The organism is Cognatiyoonia koreensis (assembly GCF_900109295.1).
Classification (GTDB): domain Bacteria; phylum Pseudomonadota; class Alphaproteobacteria; order Rhodobacterales; family Rhodobacteraceae; genus Cognatiyoonia; species Cognatiyoonia koreensis.
Genome location: NZ_FOIZ01000001.1, coordinates 138791 through 156555, shown reverse-complemented (window position 1 = coordinate 156555; position 17765 = coordinate 138791). Strand labels below are relative to the sequence as shown.

The window sequence follows — 17765 nt, the reverse complement described above, 5'->3', positions numbered from 1 at the left end:
CAACACTGGACACAACCAATGGGGGAAAGATGCAGACGAAGATCGGGATAATCGGCGGATCTGGCCTTTATGATATCGTCGGGCTCAGCGATGCGACGTGGATCACGATCGACAGCACGTGGGGGCAACCCTCCGATCAGGTTCTGACAGGTACGCTCGACGGGGTGCCACTGGTCTTTCTGCCAAGACACGGGCGCGGGCATGTGCACACACCCACGACAGTGCCGTACCGCGCGAATATCGACGCATTGAAACGGATCGGGGTGACTGACGTGATCAGCGTCAGCGCGTGCGGATCGTTCCGCGAAGACATGGCCCCCGGTGATTTCGTGATCGTAGACCAGTTCATCGACCGGACCTTCGCGCGGAATAAATCCTTTTTTGGTACAGGCTGCGTCGCGCATGTCAGCGTTGCGCATCCGACCTGTCCACGGCTATCAGCCGCATGTCTGACAGCCGCAAAAGACGCCGGAATCAACGTGCATGATGGCGGGACCTATCTCGCGATGGAAGGGCCGCAGTTCTCCAGCCAGGCGGAAAGCCGGCTCTACCGCGATGTCTGGCACTGCGATGTGATCGGGATGACAAACATGCCCGAAGCAAAGCTCGCCCGCGAGGCAGAGCTTTGCTATGCCTCCGTCGCGATGATCACCGATTACGACAGCTGGCACCCCGATCACGGGGCAGTCGATGTTTCCGATGTCATCAAGACGCTGCAAGGTAACGGCTCCAAGGCGCGCGATCTGGTCACGCGGCTGCCAACGCTGCTCGACCGGATGCGCGCACCCTGCCCGCACGGCTGTGATCGGGCACTCGAACACGCGATCATGACAGCCCCCGACAAACGGGACGCTGCGCTGGTCGCCAAACTCGATGCGGTCGCAGGCCGCGTTCTCTGAAGAAAGCATCCATGAAAACCGTCAAAGACTACATCCGCACCATTCCGGACTTTCCACACGAGGGAATCATGTTCCGGGACGTGACGACACTTTTCGCCGATCCTAGGGGTTTCAGGATCGCGATCGACCAACTTCTGCACCCCTACGCCGGTGAACCGATCGACCGCGTTGTCGGGCTCGAGGCACGCGGCTTCATCCTTGGCGGTGCAATCGCGCACCAGCTTTCGCTGGGCTTCGTGCCGATCCGCAAAAAAGGAAAGCTGCCGGGCAAAACGATCGCACAGCCCTACGTACTCGAATACGGCGAGGCCGTCATGGAAGTACACGAGGACGCGCTGCAACCGGGGGAACGGGTCCTGCTGGTCGATGACCTGTTGGCCACAGGCGGCACAGCCGAAGCGGGGATCAAACTTGTGGAAAAGATGGGCGCATCGGTGATGGGCTGCGCATTCATTATCGATCTGCCCGACCTTGGGGGACGGGCAAAACTGGAACGGCTCGGGATGAATGTTCACACCCTATGCACGTTCGAGGGAAGCTAAGGGGCGCTGCCCCTCGCCTGCGGCTCACCCCGAAGTTTGATTGGACAAAGAAAGACAAACAAAATGCGCCCCGACCCGCTGCCCACTGAAGGGCGGACCATGGTGAAGTCACGTGGTCAGGGCGTCTTTCTCCGTCACGGTCATCAACGCTTCCGCCTGTACCGCAACTCCAGCATGGCGCGTTAACCTTAATAGTTGATGAACACCCAAATCTTTCTTTGTCCAATCAAACTTCCGCCGGAGGCTGGCCGGACGCCTGACGAAAGGACATCGCCCGCATGATGCGAGCACGGGCAGACCAGTGCGCTGGAATGTCATGCGCCGTCAGGCGCGCCGCATTACAGCGCCGGGGTTGAGAATTCCCTCGGGGTCAAGCGCATCCTTGATCGCGCGCATCATCGCCTGTTTTGCCGGATCCGCGTAGGTTTCGAGATCATCCACCTTGAGGCGGCCGATCCCGTGTTCTGCGCTCACCGATCCACCATGCGCGTGCGCCAGATCATGTACCGCCTTTTTCACCACATCACGCAGGTTGCCATAGTCTGCGCGCGACTTCCCCGCCGCGGGAAAAACGTTGTAATGCAGGTTGCCGTCGCCAAGATGTCCAAAGCAATTGATCCGAAAATCGCCCAACTTCTCAAGCAACTCTGCTCCTTCATCAATGAAGGCCGGCACACTGCCGAGCGGGACTGAAATATCGTGGCTGCTGACCGATCCGATCCGGCGATTTGCCTCAGGAATGCTTTCGCGGATATGCCAGAACGACAACCTGTCAGCTTCCGACTGCGCGATGACACCGTCACTGACCAGTCCTGCCGCGAACGCTTCGGCGAACAACTCCTCAAGGGCTGCATCCGGCGAAAGCCCGCGTGGCAGACCGACGTCGATCAGGACTATCCATTCGGGCGACGGTGACAGCGGCGCTTTGACCTCTGGCCCCACCTCGGCCAGAAAATCCATGCCTTGCCGGTGCATCAACTCGAAGGCTGATATGCCTTCGGCCATCCGTGCGCCTGCCATCGCCAAAAGGTCCAGTGCCGCGGCAGGCGACGTGACGGCCATCATCGCAGCACCCCGTTCTGCGGGGCACGGAACCAGTTTAAGTGCTGCCGCCGTAATGATCCCCAACGTCCCTTCTGACCCGATCATCAGGTTGCGCAGATCGTAACCGGTGTTGTCCTTGCGCAGCCGGGACAGCCCGTGCCAGACCGACCCGTCAGCGCGAACCACCTCAAGCCCCAGACATTGCGCGCGCGCATTGCCGTAACGCAGAACGTTCACGCCACCAGCGTTCGTGGCCAGCAATCCGCCGATCCGGGCAGATCCTTCCGATGCCAGCGACAGCGGAAAAAGCCTGTCGATATCCTCGGCCGCTTTCTGGACATCGGCAAGGATGACGCCCGCCTCGACAACCATCACGTTCTCACGCGGATAAACGTCACGTATTTGGTTCAAACGTTCGACCGACAGGACGACAGGTGTTGGTCCGTCTTCCATGATTTGCCCGCCGACAAGTCCGGTCCCGCCGCCGTAAGGGACGATCCCGACCCGCGCCGCGTGGCAGGCCTTGACCATCGCGGCGACCTCTTCGGTCGTGCCCGGAGCGACGACAAGCCCGTGCCCGTGCCACCTTGCCCGGCTTTCTGTAAAGTATTTTTCCGTGTCCGCCTTGAATGCTGCTGCGGGCAAAAGCGCGCGCAACTCTGTTTCGAATTCCGGCGTGACAGGGTTAAGCATGGCGGGCTCCTTTGCTGTTGCTTCAAACATGCCCGGGCACAAGGTTCAATGCGTCAGGTGCGCGCCTTTTCAAACGCGGTCCAGGCAGCCTCGAACCGCGCGAAATCAAACCCCGCTTCGCGCGCGGGGCCAAGCACAAGCTGCTCTGTCTCCTGCATCTTGCGGATCGCGGCGGCAAGGTGGTCGACAACATCGGGCGGCACGACCACCGCGCCGTGCCTGTCCGCGTGAACAAGATCGCCGGGCGACACGGTCAGGCCGAAGATAGTCACCGGGCCCGCCAGTTCAGTCACATGCACGAACCCATGGCTTGGCCCGATCGACCCCGCGACGACCGGAAATCCGTCGGCCATGTCGCCAAGGTCGCGCATCACGCCGTTCGTCAACGCGCCGGCCATGCCAAAGCCCTTGTGAACGGTCGTATTCACTTCGCCCCAGAAGGCCCCGATAGCATCGGGGAAATCCGTGTCTTCGATCACGGCGACTGACGGTTTCGGGGCTTCGGCCATCATCTTGTAGTAATCCATGCGCCGCGCACGGATCACATCGGGCGCTTCGGTCGGCGGCGTCACGGCGCGGATTTTGGCCGTTACCGCATAGCCGACCACCACGCCTTGCGGATCGGACGCCAGCATCGTGCCGCGCGTGAACGCATTAAATCCGCGTTTGCCTTGCGCGACCTCGATTGCATTGCAAACCGTCGGGGTGTCTACACTGCGTAGTAGTGTCAAAAGGCTTTGATCCATTAGTCCTCCAGCCAGCGGCGCAAGGCCGCTGTCGTTTCTTGGGGTTGCTCCAGTGTTGGCAAATGCCCTGCGTTTTCAATGACCTGCAAGGTCGCGTGCGGCATCAGATCAGCCATCAGCGTGTGACGGTGCAGCGGGCAAAGCGCATCCTCCCGCCCGCACAGGATCAACGCCGGGCACTGCGCGTTTCGCAAGGTGTCCTGCTGGTCCGGGCGCGTTTGCAAGGCGCGGGACTGGTTTTCAAAGACGTCCGGACCAAGGCCCAGCGCCATGTCCATGCACAGCTCTAGTATGGCGTCGCGCTGTGGTCCGTCGGCCAGATAGCGCGGCTTCATTTCATCGCGCATGACGCCTGCCAGCCCGCCTGCGCGCACTTTTGCGATCTGCGTCTCTCTCGCATCGAGGATTGCGTCCGCTTCGGCCTTTGGGTTGGTGTCCATCAATGCGATCCGCGCCACGCGATCCGGGGCCTGCGACAGGATTTCCATTGCCACGATTCCGCCCATCGACAGCCCCGCCAGTGCAAAACGCGGTGGTGCATGGGCAAGCACCTGCGCGGCAAGCGCGCTGACCGTATCCGCCCCGCCAATGTGTGCCACCTGCACGGCCCGTTCCTGCGAAAAGGTTGCAATCTGTGACGCGAAAAGTCGCGCATCGCACATCATGCCCGGCAGGAAAACCAGTGGTATCATTTCGCGGCTGCGGCCCCTTCTGCCATCGCGCCGAGTTTGGCATAGGCAATTTCGGGATCAACCGCGCCAAAGCCCGCGAATGTACCAAAGCCGCAATCACTACCTGCCACCACGCGATCGCGTCCGACAATTTCCGTAAAGCGATCAATACGTTGCGTGACAAGCTCTGGGTGTTCGACGAAGTTTGTCGTCGTATCAACGACGCCGGGAACCAGCACCTTGTCATCGGGGATGTCGGCCTTGCGGTCACGGAACACGGTCCATTCGTGGCCGTGGCGCGGATTTGAGGTTTCGAACAGAAGATAGCGCGCCTTGGCTGACATCAGGGTGTCGAACATCTTGGCCATCGGGATGTCGCAAACATGCGGGCCTTCGTAGTTGCCCCAGCAGATATGGATGCGCACCTTGTCCTGTGGAATGTCCTGAAGCGCGTGGTTCAGCGCCGCGACGTGGCCGTTCGCGATCTTGATGAATTCTGCGTCCGAGAGGTCGTTGAACAGCATGTGCCGCGACAGAGCGAGGTCGGGGCAATCAAGCTGCAAATCAAGGCCCGCTGCGACGATCGTTTCGTATTCCGCCTTCATCGCATCGGCGAGTGCGGCAAGATAGGCCTCGCGCGTTTTGTAGTAATCGTTCTGCAAGAACAAAGAGATGACGCCGGGAGAGGCCGCGTTCATGAAACCGCGTTCCACCCCGTGCTTTTTCATCGCTGCCTTGAGGTTGGCGATATCCTTTTGCAACTCGCCCTGGCCTTTCGATTTCACCTCGCCGACGCACATGGGTCTGGCATATTGCGGTGTGCCGCCCTCGTCAGCCAACCGCTTGAGGAAGCTTGGAAATTTCTTGAGATCAGCTGGCGCGTTGCGCGGGCTGTCACCGTCAAATCCCGTGTAGCGGTCTTTCACATATGTCGCATAGGAAATCTTGGACGTTTCGCCGTCACTGACGATATCCACACCGACGGCGGCCTGCCTGCGCACGGTTTCATCGACGGCGGCCGTCATGCAGGCATCAAATTTTGCCTGATCAAAGGGCTGGCCGTGTTCGCGTGAAAAGATTAAATCCACGACCTCTTGCGTGCGCGGCAAGGATCCGGCGTGCGTTGTTAGGACTTTGGCCATTTCGGCTCCTTTCGGGTGGTGACTTGCGTGCACAACCTGTGCACAGGGCGTACACCGTGCTGCACAGTTTGCGCGATTAACCTTTCCACGTCAGGCCCGCCGGGTCACCCGTGGCGACGACATGGTAAAGCGATGCTTCGCCCGACATGGACGGCACCGCGTTGTGCATCAGCCCCTCTGGCACCGACATCGTATCACCCGGCGCAAGCGTGGCGCTGCCACCGTCCCAACTGACCCGCCAGTGTCCGCGCATCGGCATCAGCACGGACGGATATGGATGGCTGTGCATTTCATCGGAAGCAGAGTTGCGGTTCATCAGTGCCACCTCGAACCCCGGCTTGTCGCGCAGCCGCCCGTGTTCGCCGATCACGGTAACGGGTTTTTTGTCGGCAAGCGCCATCAAATCCCAATAGCGGGCGACGTAATGCGGCACGACGTCGGCCGACGTGGGTTCGGGAAAGGTTGCAAGTTCAGCGTCTGTCAAAAGCGGCATCGGCTTTAGCCCATCGGGCAGCGTCTGCCCTTTCTTTGTGTCGTAAAGCTTTCCGTTCTCGCCCAGCACCAGCCCGTGCCCGGCGGCATCCTCGATCACCTGCGGTGCCCAGATCACGCCGCCACCCGCATCATCACCACCAAGCACCGCCATGATCATCCCGTAATCAGTGCCAATATTTTCAAACCCGCGAAAGATGCCGGTCGGGATATTGATGATGTCACCCTCTTCCAGAACGACCTCACCCGCGTTCCCCCAACGGCCCCAAAAGAACCGCCAACGCCCTTTCAGGACAAAGAACACCTCGGCTGTGCGGTGGCTGTGAAGCGAGTTGCGGCACTTTGGCGGCTGTCCCGCCGCGCCGATATTGAAACCGTGCGGAATGGCCAGATGCACGTGCTGGTCGGGGCTTTCGCTGACACCGCCGCCGATGATCGTGAAGTTTTCCTTCTGATCGCTGCCCGGTGTATGTGCGTCGATAAAGGCCGTCTTGCACGGGTGCAGATCACCATAGCGGACAATGCGGGATTCCATTTCAGCGGGGGTCATTTTGTTTTGCTCCGGTCCCCGAGGTGGTCCGGGACATTTGGTTGTGGCTGGTCGAGGTTCCGGATCAAGTCCGGGACGTGTGGGTTCATGACAGGATTCATTGTGACATTGGACAGGTCGGGCTTGTCCCGCCCCAGGGTTCGCACAACAGCAGTGCCCCAACTTGTTTCATCGCGATGTCGGCGTTCTGGACCGACACATCAATAGCCAGGTCACGAGATGTGATTTCGACGACCGCGTCACCGGACACAAGGATGATGTGGGTGTTATAGCCAAACTTTCCGTCGACGATGTATCGCCCACCGGTCCAGTCCCCGTATGCGAACGGCTGACCCTCGAGGCAGTTGCCCATATCGGCGCACCTTTTCGCGATGTCAGGCGAAACTGCAAATTCAATCTGCGGGTCTGACGTGGTACCGCCGAAAACGCCAATGACCGGGTTTGTGCCTTCTCCACATTCAAACATAAGTATCGGCCCTTGCGACAGGGAAACCCTGCAATTCCCCGGCACAAAGGCCGCCGCGTCGATCTGCTGCAGGGCCGTCATATCGACCTTTGCATCATTCGCGTGGCCCGCAGCCGGGATCAACACGCAGCAGGCAATGCCAATGACGCGTCTCATCCCTGCGCCATCAAAATCTGCTTCCAGATCGCGATCTCATCATACAGCGCGAATTCACGCCGCAGCCCCCATGGCCCGAACTCGGCATGGCACATGCCCATCACATGGACTGGTGCGCCGGTGGGTTTGCCAAAACTACCCCAGCCTTCGTGCAGTCCGTCGAGCGACCAGCGGATTGCGGCGCGCGGCGAGAGCATGTCGCCATCCATCCCGATCTGGTGATGGATCTTGAAGTCCGCATTCGGAAAGGACGACCGCAGCCCGACCCAGAATTCCAGACAGCCCTCGCGCCCGATGCTTGTCTTGGCCCCCGCGTATTCACCGATGACAGCGCGGTCGAATTCCTCGGCGATGACGTTGAAGTCCTTGGCCATGATCCGGGTCAGCACGTCTGCGTATTCCTGCCCCCAGTCGTTGTCATTGCCGGTGCCTTTGTAATCGCCCCGCACGTCCATTTTCGGCGTGAAGACGGGTTTGGCGTTGCCCGGACCACCTTCGGCCTCGATCAGGCTGGCGGCATAGCTGGCCGGGTCCATCCCGAGTTGCCGCACGATCCCGCCGTAGTCGCGGATCAGCCATTCGTCGTAGATGACATCATCTTTTGCCGCGCAATCCGCGATCACGCGCACGGTCCATTTCTTGCCTGTCGCAGGCCCGAACTGCCCGTCCCGGCTGTGCGTCGCTTTGGTCAGCAGGCGGTGGGAGGACAGGAAGCCTTCGTCTTCGTTGCCTGACCAGATTACATCCTCGCCCAGCAATTCGCGGTCAGGGAATTCGTTTATCGTGGCCATGGTCGAGGCGATCACCGCCTGATTGCCTTGCTGCACGCCCATGGGTGAGCGCACCGGGATGTCGGGCGCATAGTAGTGGTTCAATGTGCCGACGCCGCGGTCTTCCCAGATTTCCTTGGTGATCCCGATGATATAGTCGGGAAAGTCTTTCCATTTGGGATTGAAACCCTTCATGTGCGTTGTCCTTTGGTCGTGCCGCGCTGGATCAGCGGGCCATCAATTTCGATCTTGCGCGCGGCGACACCTGCGTCGTCAATCTGGGCAAGCAACTGGTCCACCGTTGCCTTGACCATCTGGTTCACCGGTTGCCGCACAGTTGTCAGGTCGTAGGCCGCCCATGCAGCAAGCGGCACATCGTCATAGCCCACGATCGCCACATCATCGGGCACGCTGCAGCCGATTTCGCTGCGCAGCGTGTCCATCACCGCAAAGGCCATGTGATCGTTTCCGACAAAGATCGCATCCGGCGGTGTTGCCGCGTCCATCATCTGGCGGGCGGCCGCGGCCGCTGTGTCCCTGTCGTATTTCCCGTCGATCATGTCGTGCAGCGTTGCCCCAGCCGCCTGAAGTCCCGCGACGAACCCTGCGTTGCGGTCCCGTCCTGTGGATGATCCTTCCCAGCCGCTGATGTGGGCGATGCGCTGATAGCCGCAATCCAGCAGGTGTTGCGCCACCTTGCGCCCGCCCGCCGTGTTGGCCGAGGTCACCGCCGAAATCGCCGTATCGTCCTGCCCCCTATTGAACATCACCACGGGGATGCCCGCCGCCTCGCACCGCGCGGTCAGGTCGCCGTTCATGCCGACCGAGGCAGTGATGATCCCGTCGACCTGATAATCGAGCAGGTCCTGCAGCACACCGGCGACCTGCGCGGCGTCGTTCGTGACCGTGAAGACAAGGATGTGATAGCCTTGCGATTGCAGCGCGTTGGACAGCCGTTCGAGTGCGACCGGATAGAACTGGTTGTCGAGGTAGGCGACGATCAGCCCGATGATCCGGCTTTTGCCTGTGATCATCGCGCGCGCCATCATGTTCGGGCGATACCCGAGCTCTGCCGCCGCTTTTTTCACCTTTTCGATTGTCTTGGGACTGGCCGATGCGCCGGGCGTAAAGACCCGGCTGACCGCCGATTGGCTGACGCCGGCACGTTCCGCGACCTGCAGCGATGTGATCCGTTCGCTTGCCATCAGTCTGCCGTCCAGCCGCCGTCGATCAGCATGTGCGTCCCCGTCATCAGCGCTGCAGCGTCGGAGGCCAGATAGACCACCGGCCCCATGATATCGCTGACGTCACCGATGCGGCCGAGCTTGATCTTGTCCAACAGCCATTTGACCCGTTCGGGCCGTTCAAACGTCTGTTCCGTGAGTGGTGTTCTGATGAAGGTCGGGCAGATCGTGTTGACGCGGATGCCGTGCTGGCCCCATTCGATTGCGAAGGCCTTGGTGAACCCTTCGACGCCGTGCTTGGTGCCGCAATAGACAGCACGGTCGATTCCCCCCACGTGGGCCATTTGCGAGGTGACGTTGATCAGGCTGCCGGGTTTGCCAGCAGCGATCAGCCCTTTGGCCACGGCGACGGTCAGGAAATAGGCCCCCTTGAGGTTGACCGCACTGACCGCATCGAAATCCGCTTCGGCTGTTTCGATTGCGGGCGTGTGAATCGCCAGTCCGGCAGAATTGACGAGCACTCCATAGGGGCCGGTTTCGGCGACTGTCGTTTGCATTGCCGGGACATCGGCGACATCAAGTGGCAGCGCGCGGGCTGTCATGCCTGCGGCAGTCATTTCATCCACCACCGCGTTGAGCTTGTCGGCAGATCGCGCAGCAAGCGTCACGTCAGCCCCTGCTTCACCCAGTGCCACAGCGCAGGCCAGCCCGATCCCCGAGGACGCCCCCGCGACAAGCGCGCGTTTCCCATCGAGCCGGAAGGAAGGCGTGGCCGGAAGGGTCATCGCATGCCCTATTCCGCTGCTGTCTTGTAAGGCGCGCCTTCGCCGTAGGGCACATTGATCCCGCCATAGCGGCGCACGCGGATATTGCATTGCTCGGCGTGGCCCACAAAGCCTTCGAGCATGCAAAGCCGTGATCCATAGGCCCCGATCTCGGCGGCCGCCGCGTCGGTTGTAATTTTCTGATAACTATGCGTTTTCAGATACTTGCCTACCCAAAGCCCGCCGGTATAACGCCCCGCCTTTTTGGTCGGCAACGTGTGGTTCGTGCCGATCACCTTGTCGCCGTTGGCCACATTTGTGCGCGCCCCGAGAAAGAGCGCGCCATAGCAGGTCATCTTGTCGAGGAACCAGTCGTCACGGTCGGTCATCACCTGCACGTGTTCGGACGCGATGTCATCCGCGACTTGCAGCATTTCGTCGTAGGTGTCGCACAGGATCACTTCGCCGAATTCCTCCCAAGAGGTGCGGGCGGTTTCGGCGGTGGGCAGGATTTTCAGGATCCGGTCAATTTCCGACAGCGTATCCTTGGCGAGCTTTTCAGAATTCGTCAGCAGCACGGCTGGCGAGTTGTAGCCGTGTTCGGCCTGACCGAGCAGGTCGGTCGCGCACAACTCTCCGTCGACCGTGTCATCTGCGATGACCATGGTTTCCGTAGGACCGGCGAAAAGGTCGATGCCGACGCGCCCGAACAGCTGCCGCTTGGCTTCGGCGACGAAAGCGTTGCCAGGCCCGACCAGCATATGCACCGGGTCGATGGTTTCGGTACCAAGCGCCATGGCCCCGATGGCCTGAATGCCACCCAGCACATAGATTTCATGCGCCCCGCCCAGATGCATTGCGGCGATCACGGCGGGGTTCGGTTCACCCTGAAACGGTGGTGTGCAGGCGATGATGCGCGGCACCTTGGCGACCGAAGCTGTCGCGACGGACATATGCGCGGATGCGACCATCGGGAATTTCCCGGCAGGCACGTAGCAACCCACAGATTGCACCGGGATATTCTTGTGACCGAGGATCACGCCGGGCATCGTTTCAACCTCGATATCCAGCATGGAGTCGCGCTGCGCCTGCGCGAAGTTGCGTACCTGTTCCTGGGCGAATTTCAGATCCGCCATGTCCTGATCGGACACTTTCGCCATGAGCGCTTCGATTTCAGAGTCCGTCAGCCGGTAGGACGGCGGTGTATACTTGTCGAATTTTTCGGACATGTCGCGCACGGCGGCGTCACCGCGCGTTTCGATGTCTTTCAGACCTTCTTCGACGATGGCGCGGACCTTGGCATCATCTTCGGCGCGCGCCTCTGCGGAGCGGGCGGTTTTCAGGTGGCGAATGGTCATAACAGGCGCTCTCCGCTGTCCTTGTCAAAGAGGTGGCAGATGTTGGCAGGGATCGCCGCCGAGACAGGATCACCAATCTCGACACGGTAGTCCTTGCTGGATTTCACCGACAGGATGGTTCCGCCTGCACGCATCGTCACCATCGTCGCTTCGCCTAGCAGTTCCAGTGAATAGACCTTGGAATTGGCGTTGCTTTCGCCGGTGACGACGGTCGCGTCCTCTGCCCTGAACCCAAGCGTGATCGGCCCTGATACTTCTGTAGGCAAGCCGCTGATCGACACCTTGTCGGCAGTAAAGGTGCCGTTGCTGATCGTTCCGTCCATGAGGTTCATCGCGGGCGAGCCGATGAAACCGGCCACGAATGTATTGGCGGGCCGGTCATAGATTTCGGTGGGGCTGCCCACCTGCTGCACCATGCCCTGATTCATGACGACCACGCGGTCGGCCAGTGTCATTGCCTCGATCTGGTCGTGCGTAACGTAGATCGTCGTGGTCTTGAGTTCGTGGCTGAGGTTCTTGATCTGCGCCCGTGTTGAGACCCGCAGTTTTGCATCGAGGTTGGACAGGGGTTCGTCCATCAAAAAGACATTCGGTTCACGCACAACAGCGCGCGCAAGCGCAACCCGCTGGCGCTGGCCGCCGGACAATTCGGCAGGCTTGCGATGCAGGAAATCGTCAAGTTCCACCATTGCGCTGGCCCGTTTGACCATCGCGTCATGATCGCCCGCCACCTTGCGCACCTTGAGCGGAAAGCGGATGTTTTCGTAGACGTTCATGTTCGGATAAAGCGCGTAGGATTGGAACACCATCGCCACATCCCGATCCTTTGGGTCGAGATCGTTGATCCGTTTGCCATCGACCAGAATGTCGCCGCCGGACGCGTCTTCAAGCCCTGCGATCATGCGCATCGTCGTGGTCTTGCCACAGCCCGATGGGCCAAGCAGCACGAGAAACTCTTGATCTGCGATAGTGAGGTTGAAATCATGGACGCCCACAAACGAACCCCAGCGTTTGGTCACGTTTTTCAACTGGATTTCGGCCATAACGCCCCCAAGGATTGCATACGCATGCAAACTCTTACGGGATTCGCGCTTTCTGGCAAGACCTCAAATAATAAAACGCGATTTGGCCGTGGAGCGACATATTCTTTCTTGCCTAAACGCACCGAAAGGCGGTTAAATTGCAATCGTATGCAAGGGCTTTCGCGATTCGCGGGTGCCTGCAGGTATCACTCGCAGCCATCGCGCTGCCCAAAATATGCTGCGCAATAGCGGCAAAGTTAGAACTGGGAGGTTCTTGAAAATGAACATGTTAAAAACAGCCCTTCTTGGGACGGCGATCGCCGCGATTTCCGGAACAGCTGTCATGGCGGACGGGCACGGCTGCTCTGTCACGGAAGGCCGCATCAGCATCATCGGCAACGAATTCCCTGCGATCCAGTCGGTCGGCGCTGCCGCCCTTGCCTGCGCTGAGGGCATCGAGGCCGAGACCAACCTGACCGCCGACCACCAGACCCTGAACGTGGCTGGTATGACCGGCAATCCGGCTGAGTACACCTCGGCCATCATCGCCAATTCGTCCATCGTCGCGCTGATCAACGAGGACGTCATTCGTCCGCTGGATGATCTGGTCGCGCAATACGGGCAGGACATCCCGCCCCGCCAGTTGATCACCATTGACGGCAAGGTCATGGCCGTCGCCTTTATGGCGAACGCGCAGCATCTGGTGTACCGCAAGGACGTGCTGGAACAGATCGGCATGGATGTCCCCACGTCCTATGAAGAGGTGCTGGAAGCCGCTGAAAAGATCCGCGCCGAGGGCATCATGGAATACCCTGTCGGCGGTGCCTATGCCGCTGGCTGGAACCTCGCCGAGGAATTCGTAAACATGTATCTGGGTGCGGGTGGCGCGTTCTTTGAGCCCGGCACGGCCAATGTCTCGATCAACAACGAGAAGGGCATTATGGCGCTGGAGACGATGAAGGCGCTGACCGAATACATGAATCCCGACTATCTGACCCATGATTCCAACGCCACCAGCGCGGAATGGGAAGCCGGCAATGTCGCCCTGATGAACATGTGGGGCAGCCGGACGGGTGTTCTGATGGACGAGGAAGGATCTGAAGAGGTCGTTTATTCCAACACTGTCGCGGGTGGTCCGCTGACCGTTGGTGACAGCGGCGTGCCTGCATCCACCCTGTGGTGGGATGGCTGGACAGTGGCCAAGAACATCAGCGACGAAGAAGCCGCTGCCACCTTCCAGGCCCTTGCACATGCCACATCCCCTGCCTTGCTGAACGACGAGACCATGGGTCAGGCCGTGTGGCTGATGGAGGGTTACCAGCCACAGCCGGTAAACGAAGGCGTACTTGCCACGGTTGCCTCTGGTGCGCAGCCGTATCCGATGCTGCCTTACATGGGTCTGCTGCACACAGCCCTTGGCGACAACCTTGCCGAGTACCTGCAGGGTCAGGAATCCGCAGAGCAGGCGCTCGCTGACGTCGAGGCGGCCTATACGACCGCCGCAAAAGAACAGGGCTTCCTGCAATAGGATACCCGACGGCCGGGGTGCTGACGCGCCCCGGCCATAACTGATTTCAAGGCCACGGGGGCGCGGGCGACGTGAAGCACAAGACCTTTTTCTGGTTTGTTTTGCCATCCGGGCTGCTGATGATGCTGTTCATCGCTTTCCCGATCTTTTCCGTTATCACCCAGTCGCTTTATTCCCAGCACGATCAGGTACTGCTGACAGTCGAAAACTGCGGCCCCTTCGGGTGCACGCAATCGACCACTGTCGATCAGGACGCCACTGCCGCGCTGAAGCAGGAACAACCCTTGGGCAAATGGGCGGGGACTGGCATCTACCGCGACCGCAACCATCTGGCCTTTGGCGAAGTTGCCGCCGCATGGGTCAATGCGGACGGTTTGCCCGACTTTGGCCGCAGCCTGATGAACCTGCCGTTTTACAAGGCGATGGCCTTTACCCTGACCTACACTGCCATTGTTACCCCACTGACCATCATCCTTGGTTTTGCTATTGCCGTCGGCGTCAATTCGGTGGCCACAGCCCTGAAAGGGCCGACGATCTTCTTCTCGTTGCTGCCTTTCATCGTCACACCGCTGGTCGGATCGCTGGTGCTGTTCTGGATGGTGGATGCAAACGGTATCCTTGGCGCGGGGCTGCAATGGCTGACCAACAATCCAACGCTATCGGTCAAGGCCTCGACCGCGCTGATGTGGATCATGCTGATGGTCTATGGCGTCTGGCACGCAGCCCCTTTCGCGTTCATCGTGTATTACGCGGGGCTTCAGACCGTAAACACCGACACGTTGGAGGCGGCGCTGATTGACGGAGCCTCGCGCTGGCAGCGCATCCGCTATGTCGTTGTCCCGCATCTGTTTCCGCTGACCACATTCATCGCCCTGATCCAGCTGATGGACAATTTCCGGGTTTTCGAGCCGATCGTGTCGTTCAGCGCGCAGGCCCATGCGGCGTCGCTGTCCTATGCGATCTACAATGATCTGTCCGGTGAAACGCGCCTGCTGTCTTCGGCGGCGGCCACGTCTGTGCTGACGATCCTTGGCGTTGCCATCCTACTTTCGCCCGTGCTGGTGCGCACGTATCGCGATTTCAGCAATCCACGCTAGGGGCGACAGTATGAGCAGCAAAGCGCAACAACAGTCCATGCCGATCCGGATTTTCGCCACCAGCTTTCTGTTGCTTTGGCTGGTGCTGGCCGCCTTTCCGTTTCTGTGGACCCTTTGGGGGTCGTTCAAGGTCGAGGGTGATTTTTTCTCGAAGGCGGACTGGGCCAATTCCGTTTTTGGCAATCTGACCCGCGTTGAAACCGGCGGCAGTTTCACCGGTGACGGATATTACGGGGCGTGGGTCCAAGAGGAATTCTGGCGCGCGGCGCTGAATTCCGCGATCGTCTGCGTTTGCGTTGTTACAATATCGCTGACCTGCGGGACGCTGGGCGGCTATGCCCTGTCGCGGTCCACCTATCGCTATGCGTTCTGGTTTCTGTTCTTTGCCCTGATCTTTCGGGCGATGCCACCGATCACGCTGGTTTCGGGCTATCTGTTGCCCTTTTTCGAATGGAACCTTTGGGGCCATCTGTCCACCACCATTATTGTGTTGGTCGCGATCAACCAGCCGTTCACGCTGTGGATGCTGCATGCCTTTTTCAAGAATATCCCCAAAGATCTGGACGAAAGTGCGATGGTGGATGGTTGCAACCGCTTTCAGGCCTTCCGGCATGTCATCATTCCGGTGATGTGGCCCGGTGTCATTACCACGGGGCTGTTCAGTTTCTTGCTGGCCTACAATGACTTTGCCGTCACCACGATGCTGCTGTCCAAGGAGAACCAGACAATGGTGCCCAAGATCGCATCCTTCCTTGGCACCACGCAAACAAAGGGCAACGTGATGTTCGCCGTTGCCGCCGTTGTTTCCGTGACTGCCCCGTTGTTCGTGATGATCATGGTATTCCAGCGCCAGATCGTGTCCGGCCTGACCGCCGGTGCCGTGAAGGGGTAACGCATGTCATTTCAGGCCGAAAAGGCGGTGGTGCGCGCGCATCACGCTGCGATTGCGGGTGCCACGCCTGAAACCGTTGCCGCTGCCCTGGCCACCCACACCACCCCTGATTGGCACTGGCGCGGCATGCATCCCTTTCACGAGCACCACGGCGCAGCGCACGTCGCCGCCGTTTTCTGGACCCCGTTCCTGACCGCGATGACCCGCGTGCAGCGGCGCGAGGATATCTTTTTCGCGGGCCACAACGACCGTGCCGTAGGCGGTGTCTGGGTCTCGTCCATGGGCCATTTGATGGGTCTTCTTGACGCCCCGTTTCTGGGGATACCCGCCACCGGCAAGATCGCGATGCTCCGCTATGCGGAGTTTCACCACGTGCGCGATGGCAGGATCGTCGAGACCGCCATGTTCTGTGATCTGATCCATTTGATGCATCAGGCGGGTCTGCAGCCCTTGCCACCACAGACCGGCGCGCATCTGATCCAGCCCGGACCGATGACACATGACGGCCTGCTGCGCGATGATGCCGACCCGACAGAAGGCCCGAAGACCGCCGCGCTGATCGAACGGATGATTGGCGATATTCAGGCAAATTCAACGTCGCGCGACAACCCCGCGCCCCGCGATGCCACGCCGCAAGACGAACTGCGCCGCTGCTGGCATGACGACATGTTATGGTGGGGGCCGGACGGGATCGGCGCGACCTATACGATCGACCGCTATATCGCCCAGCACCAGCGTCCGTTCCGCACGCAGTTGAAAGACCGCGAATTTCACGGCCATATCTGCCGGATTGCTGAAGGCAACTATGGCGGGTTTTTCGGCTGGGCGAACCTGTCAGTGTTGCCGACCGGCGGTTACATGGGATTGCCCGCATCCGGAAAGCGGGCCGAGATGCGGGTCGTCGATATCTATCGCCGCGACGGTGACAAGCTGGCCGAGAACTGGATTTTTATCGATATCCTGCATTTCCTGAAACAACAGGGGCTGGATGTGCTGGAGCGGATGGAAAGCCTGACCCGCGTCTAGCAGACGATCATTGCAGGGAAATACTGCACTGTCACTCCGCGATCTTCGATGCGGGCTTTGGTGTCTTCATCCACCGCGAAGCTGTTTACATCCAGCGTTTGCAGGCCCCGCATTTGCAGCAGCGGTGCGACGTCATCCGGCAAGGCGGCTTCGAGGGCGAGGTTCTTGATGCTGCGATTGCCTGCGAGCGGTGACAGGTCTGTAATCTCGCCGCTCATGAAAAAGAGCGATTCAAGCCGCCCCATGTTTCGCACGAAAGACAGCCCGTCGTCGGGTCGCGCATCAAGAGAGAGTTCCTTCAGCGCCGTCATGCGATAGACCGGAGCATAGGTCGGCTGCTGGTAAAGATCGTTGGCATGCAGCATTTGCAGATTGCGAAAGGCGGCGACGCCGGACAGGTCGGACACATCCGTCCAGCTGATATGCAGTTCGGTCAACTGCGTCATGTCCGCGATGTCCGCCAGATCGGTGAAGTTTGTCCGACTCATCATCAGCTTGGTGACGTGCGGCATGTCGTTCAGCACGGTGAAATCGGCCAGATGGGTGCCGTCCAGATCAAGTCGCGTGCATTCGCTGGCTTTGCAGGCCGCAACCTTTTCCGCGCCGCGCTTCAGCGCGTCTTCTTTCCAGTCAACGACGGGTGGTGTTTCGGTCTGGCACGCGGTCAGCGCGAGAACGGCAATAAGAGAAAGCAGCAACCGGAACATCATAACGCATCTTTCA

Annotated in this window: 18 protein-coding genes; 6 read left to right on the top strand and 12 right to left on the bottom strand. The window is 59.9% G+C overall.

Annotated features, from left to right (window positions below):
• Positions 1-29 precede the first annotated feature (29 nt).
• Complete coding sequence (locus tag BMY44_RS00800) at positions 30-899, top strand: S-methyl-5'-thioadenosine phosphorylase (RefSeq protein ID WP_089989087.1); 870 nt, start codon at positions 30-32, stop codon at positions 897-899.
• Positions 900-910: 11 nt separating this feature from the next.
• Entirely contained in the window at positions 911-1441 is a 531-nt protein-coding gene (locus tag BMY44_RS00795; protein WP_089989083.1) for an adenine phosphoribosyltransferase, read from the top strand.
• A gap of 324 nt (positions 1442-1765) precedes the next feature.
• Here BMY44_RS00795 and BMY44_RS00790 read toward each other — a convergent pair whose 3' ends face one another.
• From BMY44_RS00790 to BMY44_RS00740, 11 genes are all read right to left on the bottom strand, one after another.
• The gene (locus BMY44_RS00790; protein ID WP_089994317.1) at positions 1766-3178 is read right to left on the bottom strand and encodes an FAD-binding oxidoreductase; all 1413 of its coding nucleotides are present in this window, start codon (positions 3176-3178) and stop codon (positions 1766-1768) included.
• A gap of 53 nt (positions 3179-3231) precedes the next feature.
• Positions 3232-3924, bottom strand: a complete 693-nt coding sequence (locus tag BMY44_RS00785) for an RraA family protein (protein ID WP_089989081.1) — start codon at positions 3922-3924, stop codon at positions 3232-3234.
• Positions 3924-4616: an alpha/beta fold hydrolase gene (locus BMY44_RS00780; RefSeq protein ID WP_089989078.1), complete on the bottom strand. Its 693-nt coding sequence runs from the start codon at positions 4614-4616 to the stop codon at positions 3924-3926. Before BMY44_RS00780 ends, BMY44_RS00785 begins: the two co-directional genes overlap by 1 nt.
• Positions 4613-5737: a cobalamin-independent methionine synthase II family protein gene (locus BMY44_RS00775; RefSeq protein WP_089989075.1), complete on the bottom strand. Its 1125-nt coding sequence runs from the start codon at positions 5735-5737 to the stop codon at positions 4613-4615. Before BMY44_RS00775 ends, BMY44_RS00780 begins: the two co-directional genes overlap by 4 nt.
• A gap of 76 nt (positions 5738-5813) precedes the next feature.
• Positions 5814-6779: a cupin domain-containing protein gene (locus BMY44_RS00770; protein ID WP_089989073.1), complete on the bottom strand. Its 966-nt coding sequence runs from the start codon at positions 6777-6779 to the stop codon at positions 5814-5816.
• Between the two features lie 97 nt (positions 6780-6876).
• Positions 6877-7401, bottom strand: a complete 525-nt coding sequence (locus BMY44_RS00765; protein WP_089989069.1) for a hypothetical protein — start codon at positions 7399-7401, stop codon at positions 6877-6879.
• Entirely contained in the window at positions 7398-8366 is a 969-nt protein-coding gene (locus tag BMY44_RS00760; protein WP_089989068.1) for a nuclear transport factor 2 family protein, read from the bottom strand. The genes BMY44_RS00765 and BMY44_RS00760 overlap by 4 nt, the downstream gene beginning before the upstream one ends.
• Positions 8363-9376, bottom strand: coding sequence for a LacI family DNA-binding transcriptional regulator (locus BMY44_RS00755; protein WP_089989064.1), 1014 nt, complete (start codon positions 9374-9376; stop codon positions 8363-8365). The genes BMY44_RS00760 and BMY44_RS00755 overlap by 4 nt, the downstream gene beginning before the upstream one ends.
• Positions 9376-10140: an SDR family NAD(P)-dependent oxidoreductase gene (locus tag BMY44_RS00750; RefSeq protein WP_089989061.1), complete on the bottom strand. Its 765-nt coding sequence runs from the start codon at positions 10138-10140 to the stop codon at positions 9376-9378. The genes BMY44_RS00755 and BMY44_RS00750 overlap by 1 nt, the downstream gene beginning before the upstream one ends.
• Positions 10141-10148: 8 nt before the next feature.
• On the bottom strand, positions 10149-11477 hold the full coding sequence (hisD, locus tag BMY44_RS00745) for a histidinol dehydrogenase (RefSeq protein ID WP_089989059.1): 1329 nt from the start codon (positions 11475-11477) through the stop codon (positions 10149-10151).
• On the bottom strand, positions 11474-12520 hold the full coding sequence (locus BMY44_RS00740) for an ABC transporter ATP-binding protein (RefSeq protein WP_089989056.1): 1047 nt from the start codon (positions 12518-12520) through the stop codon (positions 11474-11476). The genes hisD and BMY44_RS00740 overlap by 4 nt, the downstream gene beginning before the upstream one ends.
• Positions 12521-12779: 259 nt before the next feature.
• Here BMY44_RS00740 and BMY44_RS00735 point away from each other — a divergent pair, with 259 nt between their 5' ends.
• The 4 genes from BMY44_RS00735 (at position 12780) to BMY44_RS00720 (ending at position 17042) form a co-directional block, all read left to right on the top strand.
• Positions 12780-14027: an ABC transporter substrate-binding protein gene (locus BMY44_RS00735; RefSeq protein WP_089989052.1), complete on the top strand. Its 1248-nt coding sequence runs from the start codon at positions 12780-12782 to the stop codon at positions 14025-14027.
• A 71-nt stretch (positions 14028-14098) separates the two neighbouring features.
• A complete protein-coding gene (locus tag BMY44_RS00730; protein WP_089989049.1) occupies positions 14099-15124 on the top strand; it encodes a carbohydrate ABC transporter permease in 1026 nt (341 codons plus the stop codon).
• A gap of 10 nt (positions 15125-15134) precedes the next feature.
• Positions 15135-16016, top strand: coding sequence for a carbohydrate ABC transporter permease (locus BMY44_RS00725; RefSeq protein WP_089989046.1), 882 nt, complete (start codon positions 15135-15137; stop codon positions 16014-16016).
• A gap of 3 nt (positions 16017-16019) precedes the next feature.
• Positions 16020-17042, top strand: a complete 1023-nt coding sequence (locus tag BMY44_RS00720; RefSeq protein WP_089989044.1) for a nuclear transport factor 2 family protein — start codon at positions 16020-16022, stop codon at positions 17040-17042.
• On the opposite strand, the gene BMY44_RS00715 is transcribed toward BMY44_RS00720, so the two are convergent.
• Positions 17039-17752 (bottom strand): EexN family lipoprotein, encoded by a 714-nt coding sequence (locus BMY44_RS00715; RefSeq protein WP_089989041.1) that lies wholly within the window; start codon positions 17750-17752, stop codon positions 17039-17041. The two genes, BMY44_RS00720 and BMY44_RS00715, sit on opposite strands and share 4 nt — an antisense overlap.
• Positions 17753-17765: the final 13 nt, after the last annotated feature.

Excerpts from the sequence above, each read along its gene's own strand:
- BMY44_RS00800 (WP_089989087.1), top strand. The coding sequence starts at position 30 with ATGCAGACGAAGATCGGGATAATCGGCGGATCTGGCCTTTATGATATC.
- BMY44_RS00795 (WP_089989083.1), top strand. The coding sequence starts at position 911 with ATGAAAACCGTCAAAGACTACATCCGCACCATTCCGGACTTTCCACAC.
- BMY44_RS00790 (WP_089994317.1), bottom strand. The coding sequence starts at position 3,178 with ATGCTTAACCCTGTCACGCCGGAATTCGAAACAGAGTTGCGCGCGCTT.
- BMY44_RS00785 (WP_089989081.1), bottom strand. The coding sequence starts at position 3,924 with ATGGATCAAAGCCTTTTGACACTACTACGCAGTGTAGACACCCCGACG.
- BMY44_RS00780 (WP_089989078.1), bottom strand. The coding sequence starts at position 4,616 with ATGATACCACTGGTTTTCCTGCCGGGCATGATGTGCGATGCGCGACTT.
- BMY44_RS00775 (WP_089989075.1), bottom strand. The coding sequence starts at position 5,737 with ATGGCCAAAGTCCTAACAACGCACGCCGGATCCTTGCCGCGCACGCAA.
- BMY44_RS00770 (WP_089989073.1), bottom strand. The coding sequence starts at position 6,779 with ATGACCCCCGCTGAAATGGAATCCCGCATTGTCCGCTATGGTGATCTG.
- BMY44_RS00765 (WP_089989069.1), bottom strand. The coding sequence starts at position 7,401 with ATGAGACGCGTCATTGGCATTGCCTGCTGCGTGTTGATCCCGGCTGCG.
- BMY44_RS00760 (WP_089989068.1), bottom strand. The coding sequence starts at position 8,366 with ATGAAGGGTTTCAATCCCAAATGGAAAGACTTTCCCGACTATATCATC.
- BMY44_RS00755 (WP_089989064.1), bottom strand. The coding sequence starts at position 9,376 with ATGGCAAGCGAACGGATCACATCGCTGCAGGTCGCGGAACGTGCCGGC.
- BMY44_RS00750 (WP_089989061.1), bottom strand. The coding sequence starts at position 10,140 with ATGACCCTTCCGGCCACGCCTTCCTTCCGGCTCGATGGGAAACGCGCG.
- hisD (WP_089989059.1), bottom strand. The coding sequence starts at position 11,477 with ATGACCATTCGCCACCTGAAAACCGCCCGCTCCGCAGAGGCGCGCGCC.
- BMY44_RS00740 (WP_089989056.1), bottom strand. The coding sequence starts at position 12,520 with ATGGCCGAAATCCAGTTGAAAAACGTGACCAAACGCTGGGGTTCGTTT.
- BMY44_RS00735 (WP_089989052.1), top strand. The coding sequence starts at position 12,780 with ATGAACATGTTAAAAACAGCCCTTCTTGGGACGGCGATCGCCGCGATT.
- BMY44_RS00725 (WP_089989046.1), top strand. The coding sequence starts at position 15,135 with ATGAGCAGCAAAGCGCAACAACAGTCCATGCCGATCCGGATTTTCGCC.
- BMY44_RS00720 (WP_089989044.1), top strand. The coding sequence starts at position 16,020 with ATGTCATTTCAGGCCGAAAAGGCGGTGGTGCGCGCGCATCACGCTGCG.
- BMY44_RS00715 (WP_089989041.1), bottom strand. The coding sequence starts at position 17,752 with ATGATGTTCCGGTTGCTGCTTTCTCTTATTGCCGTTCTCGCGCTGACC.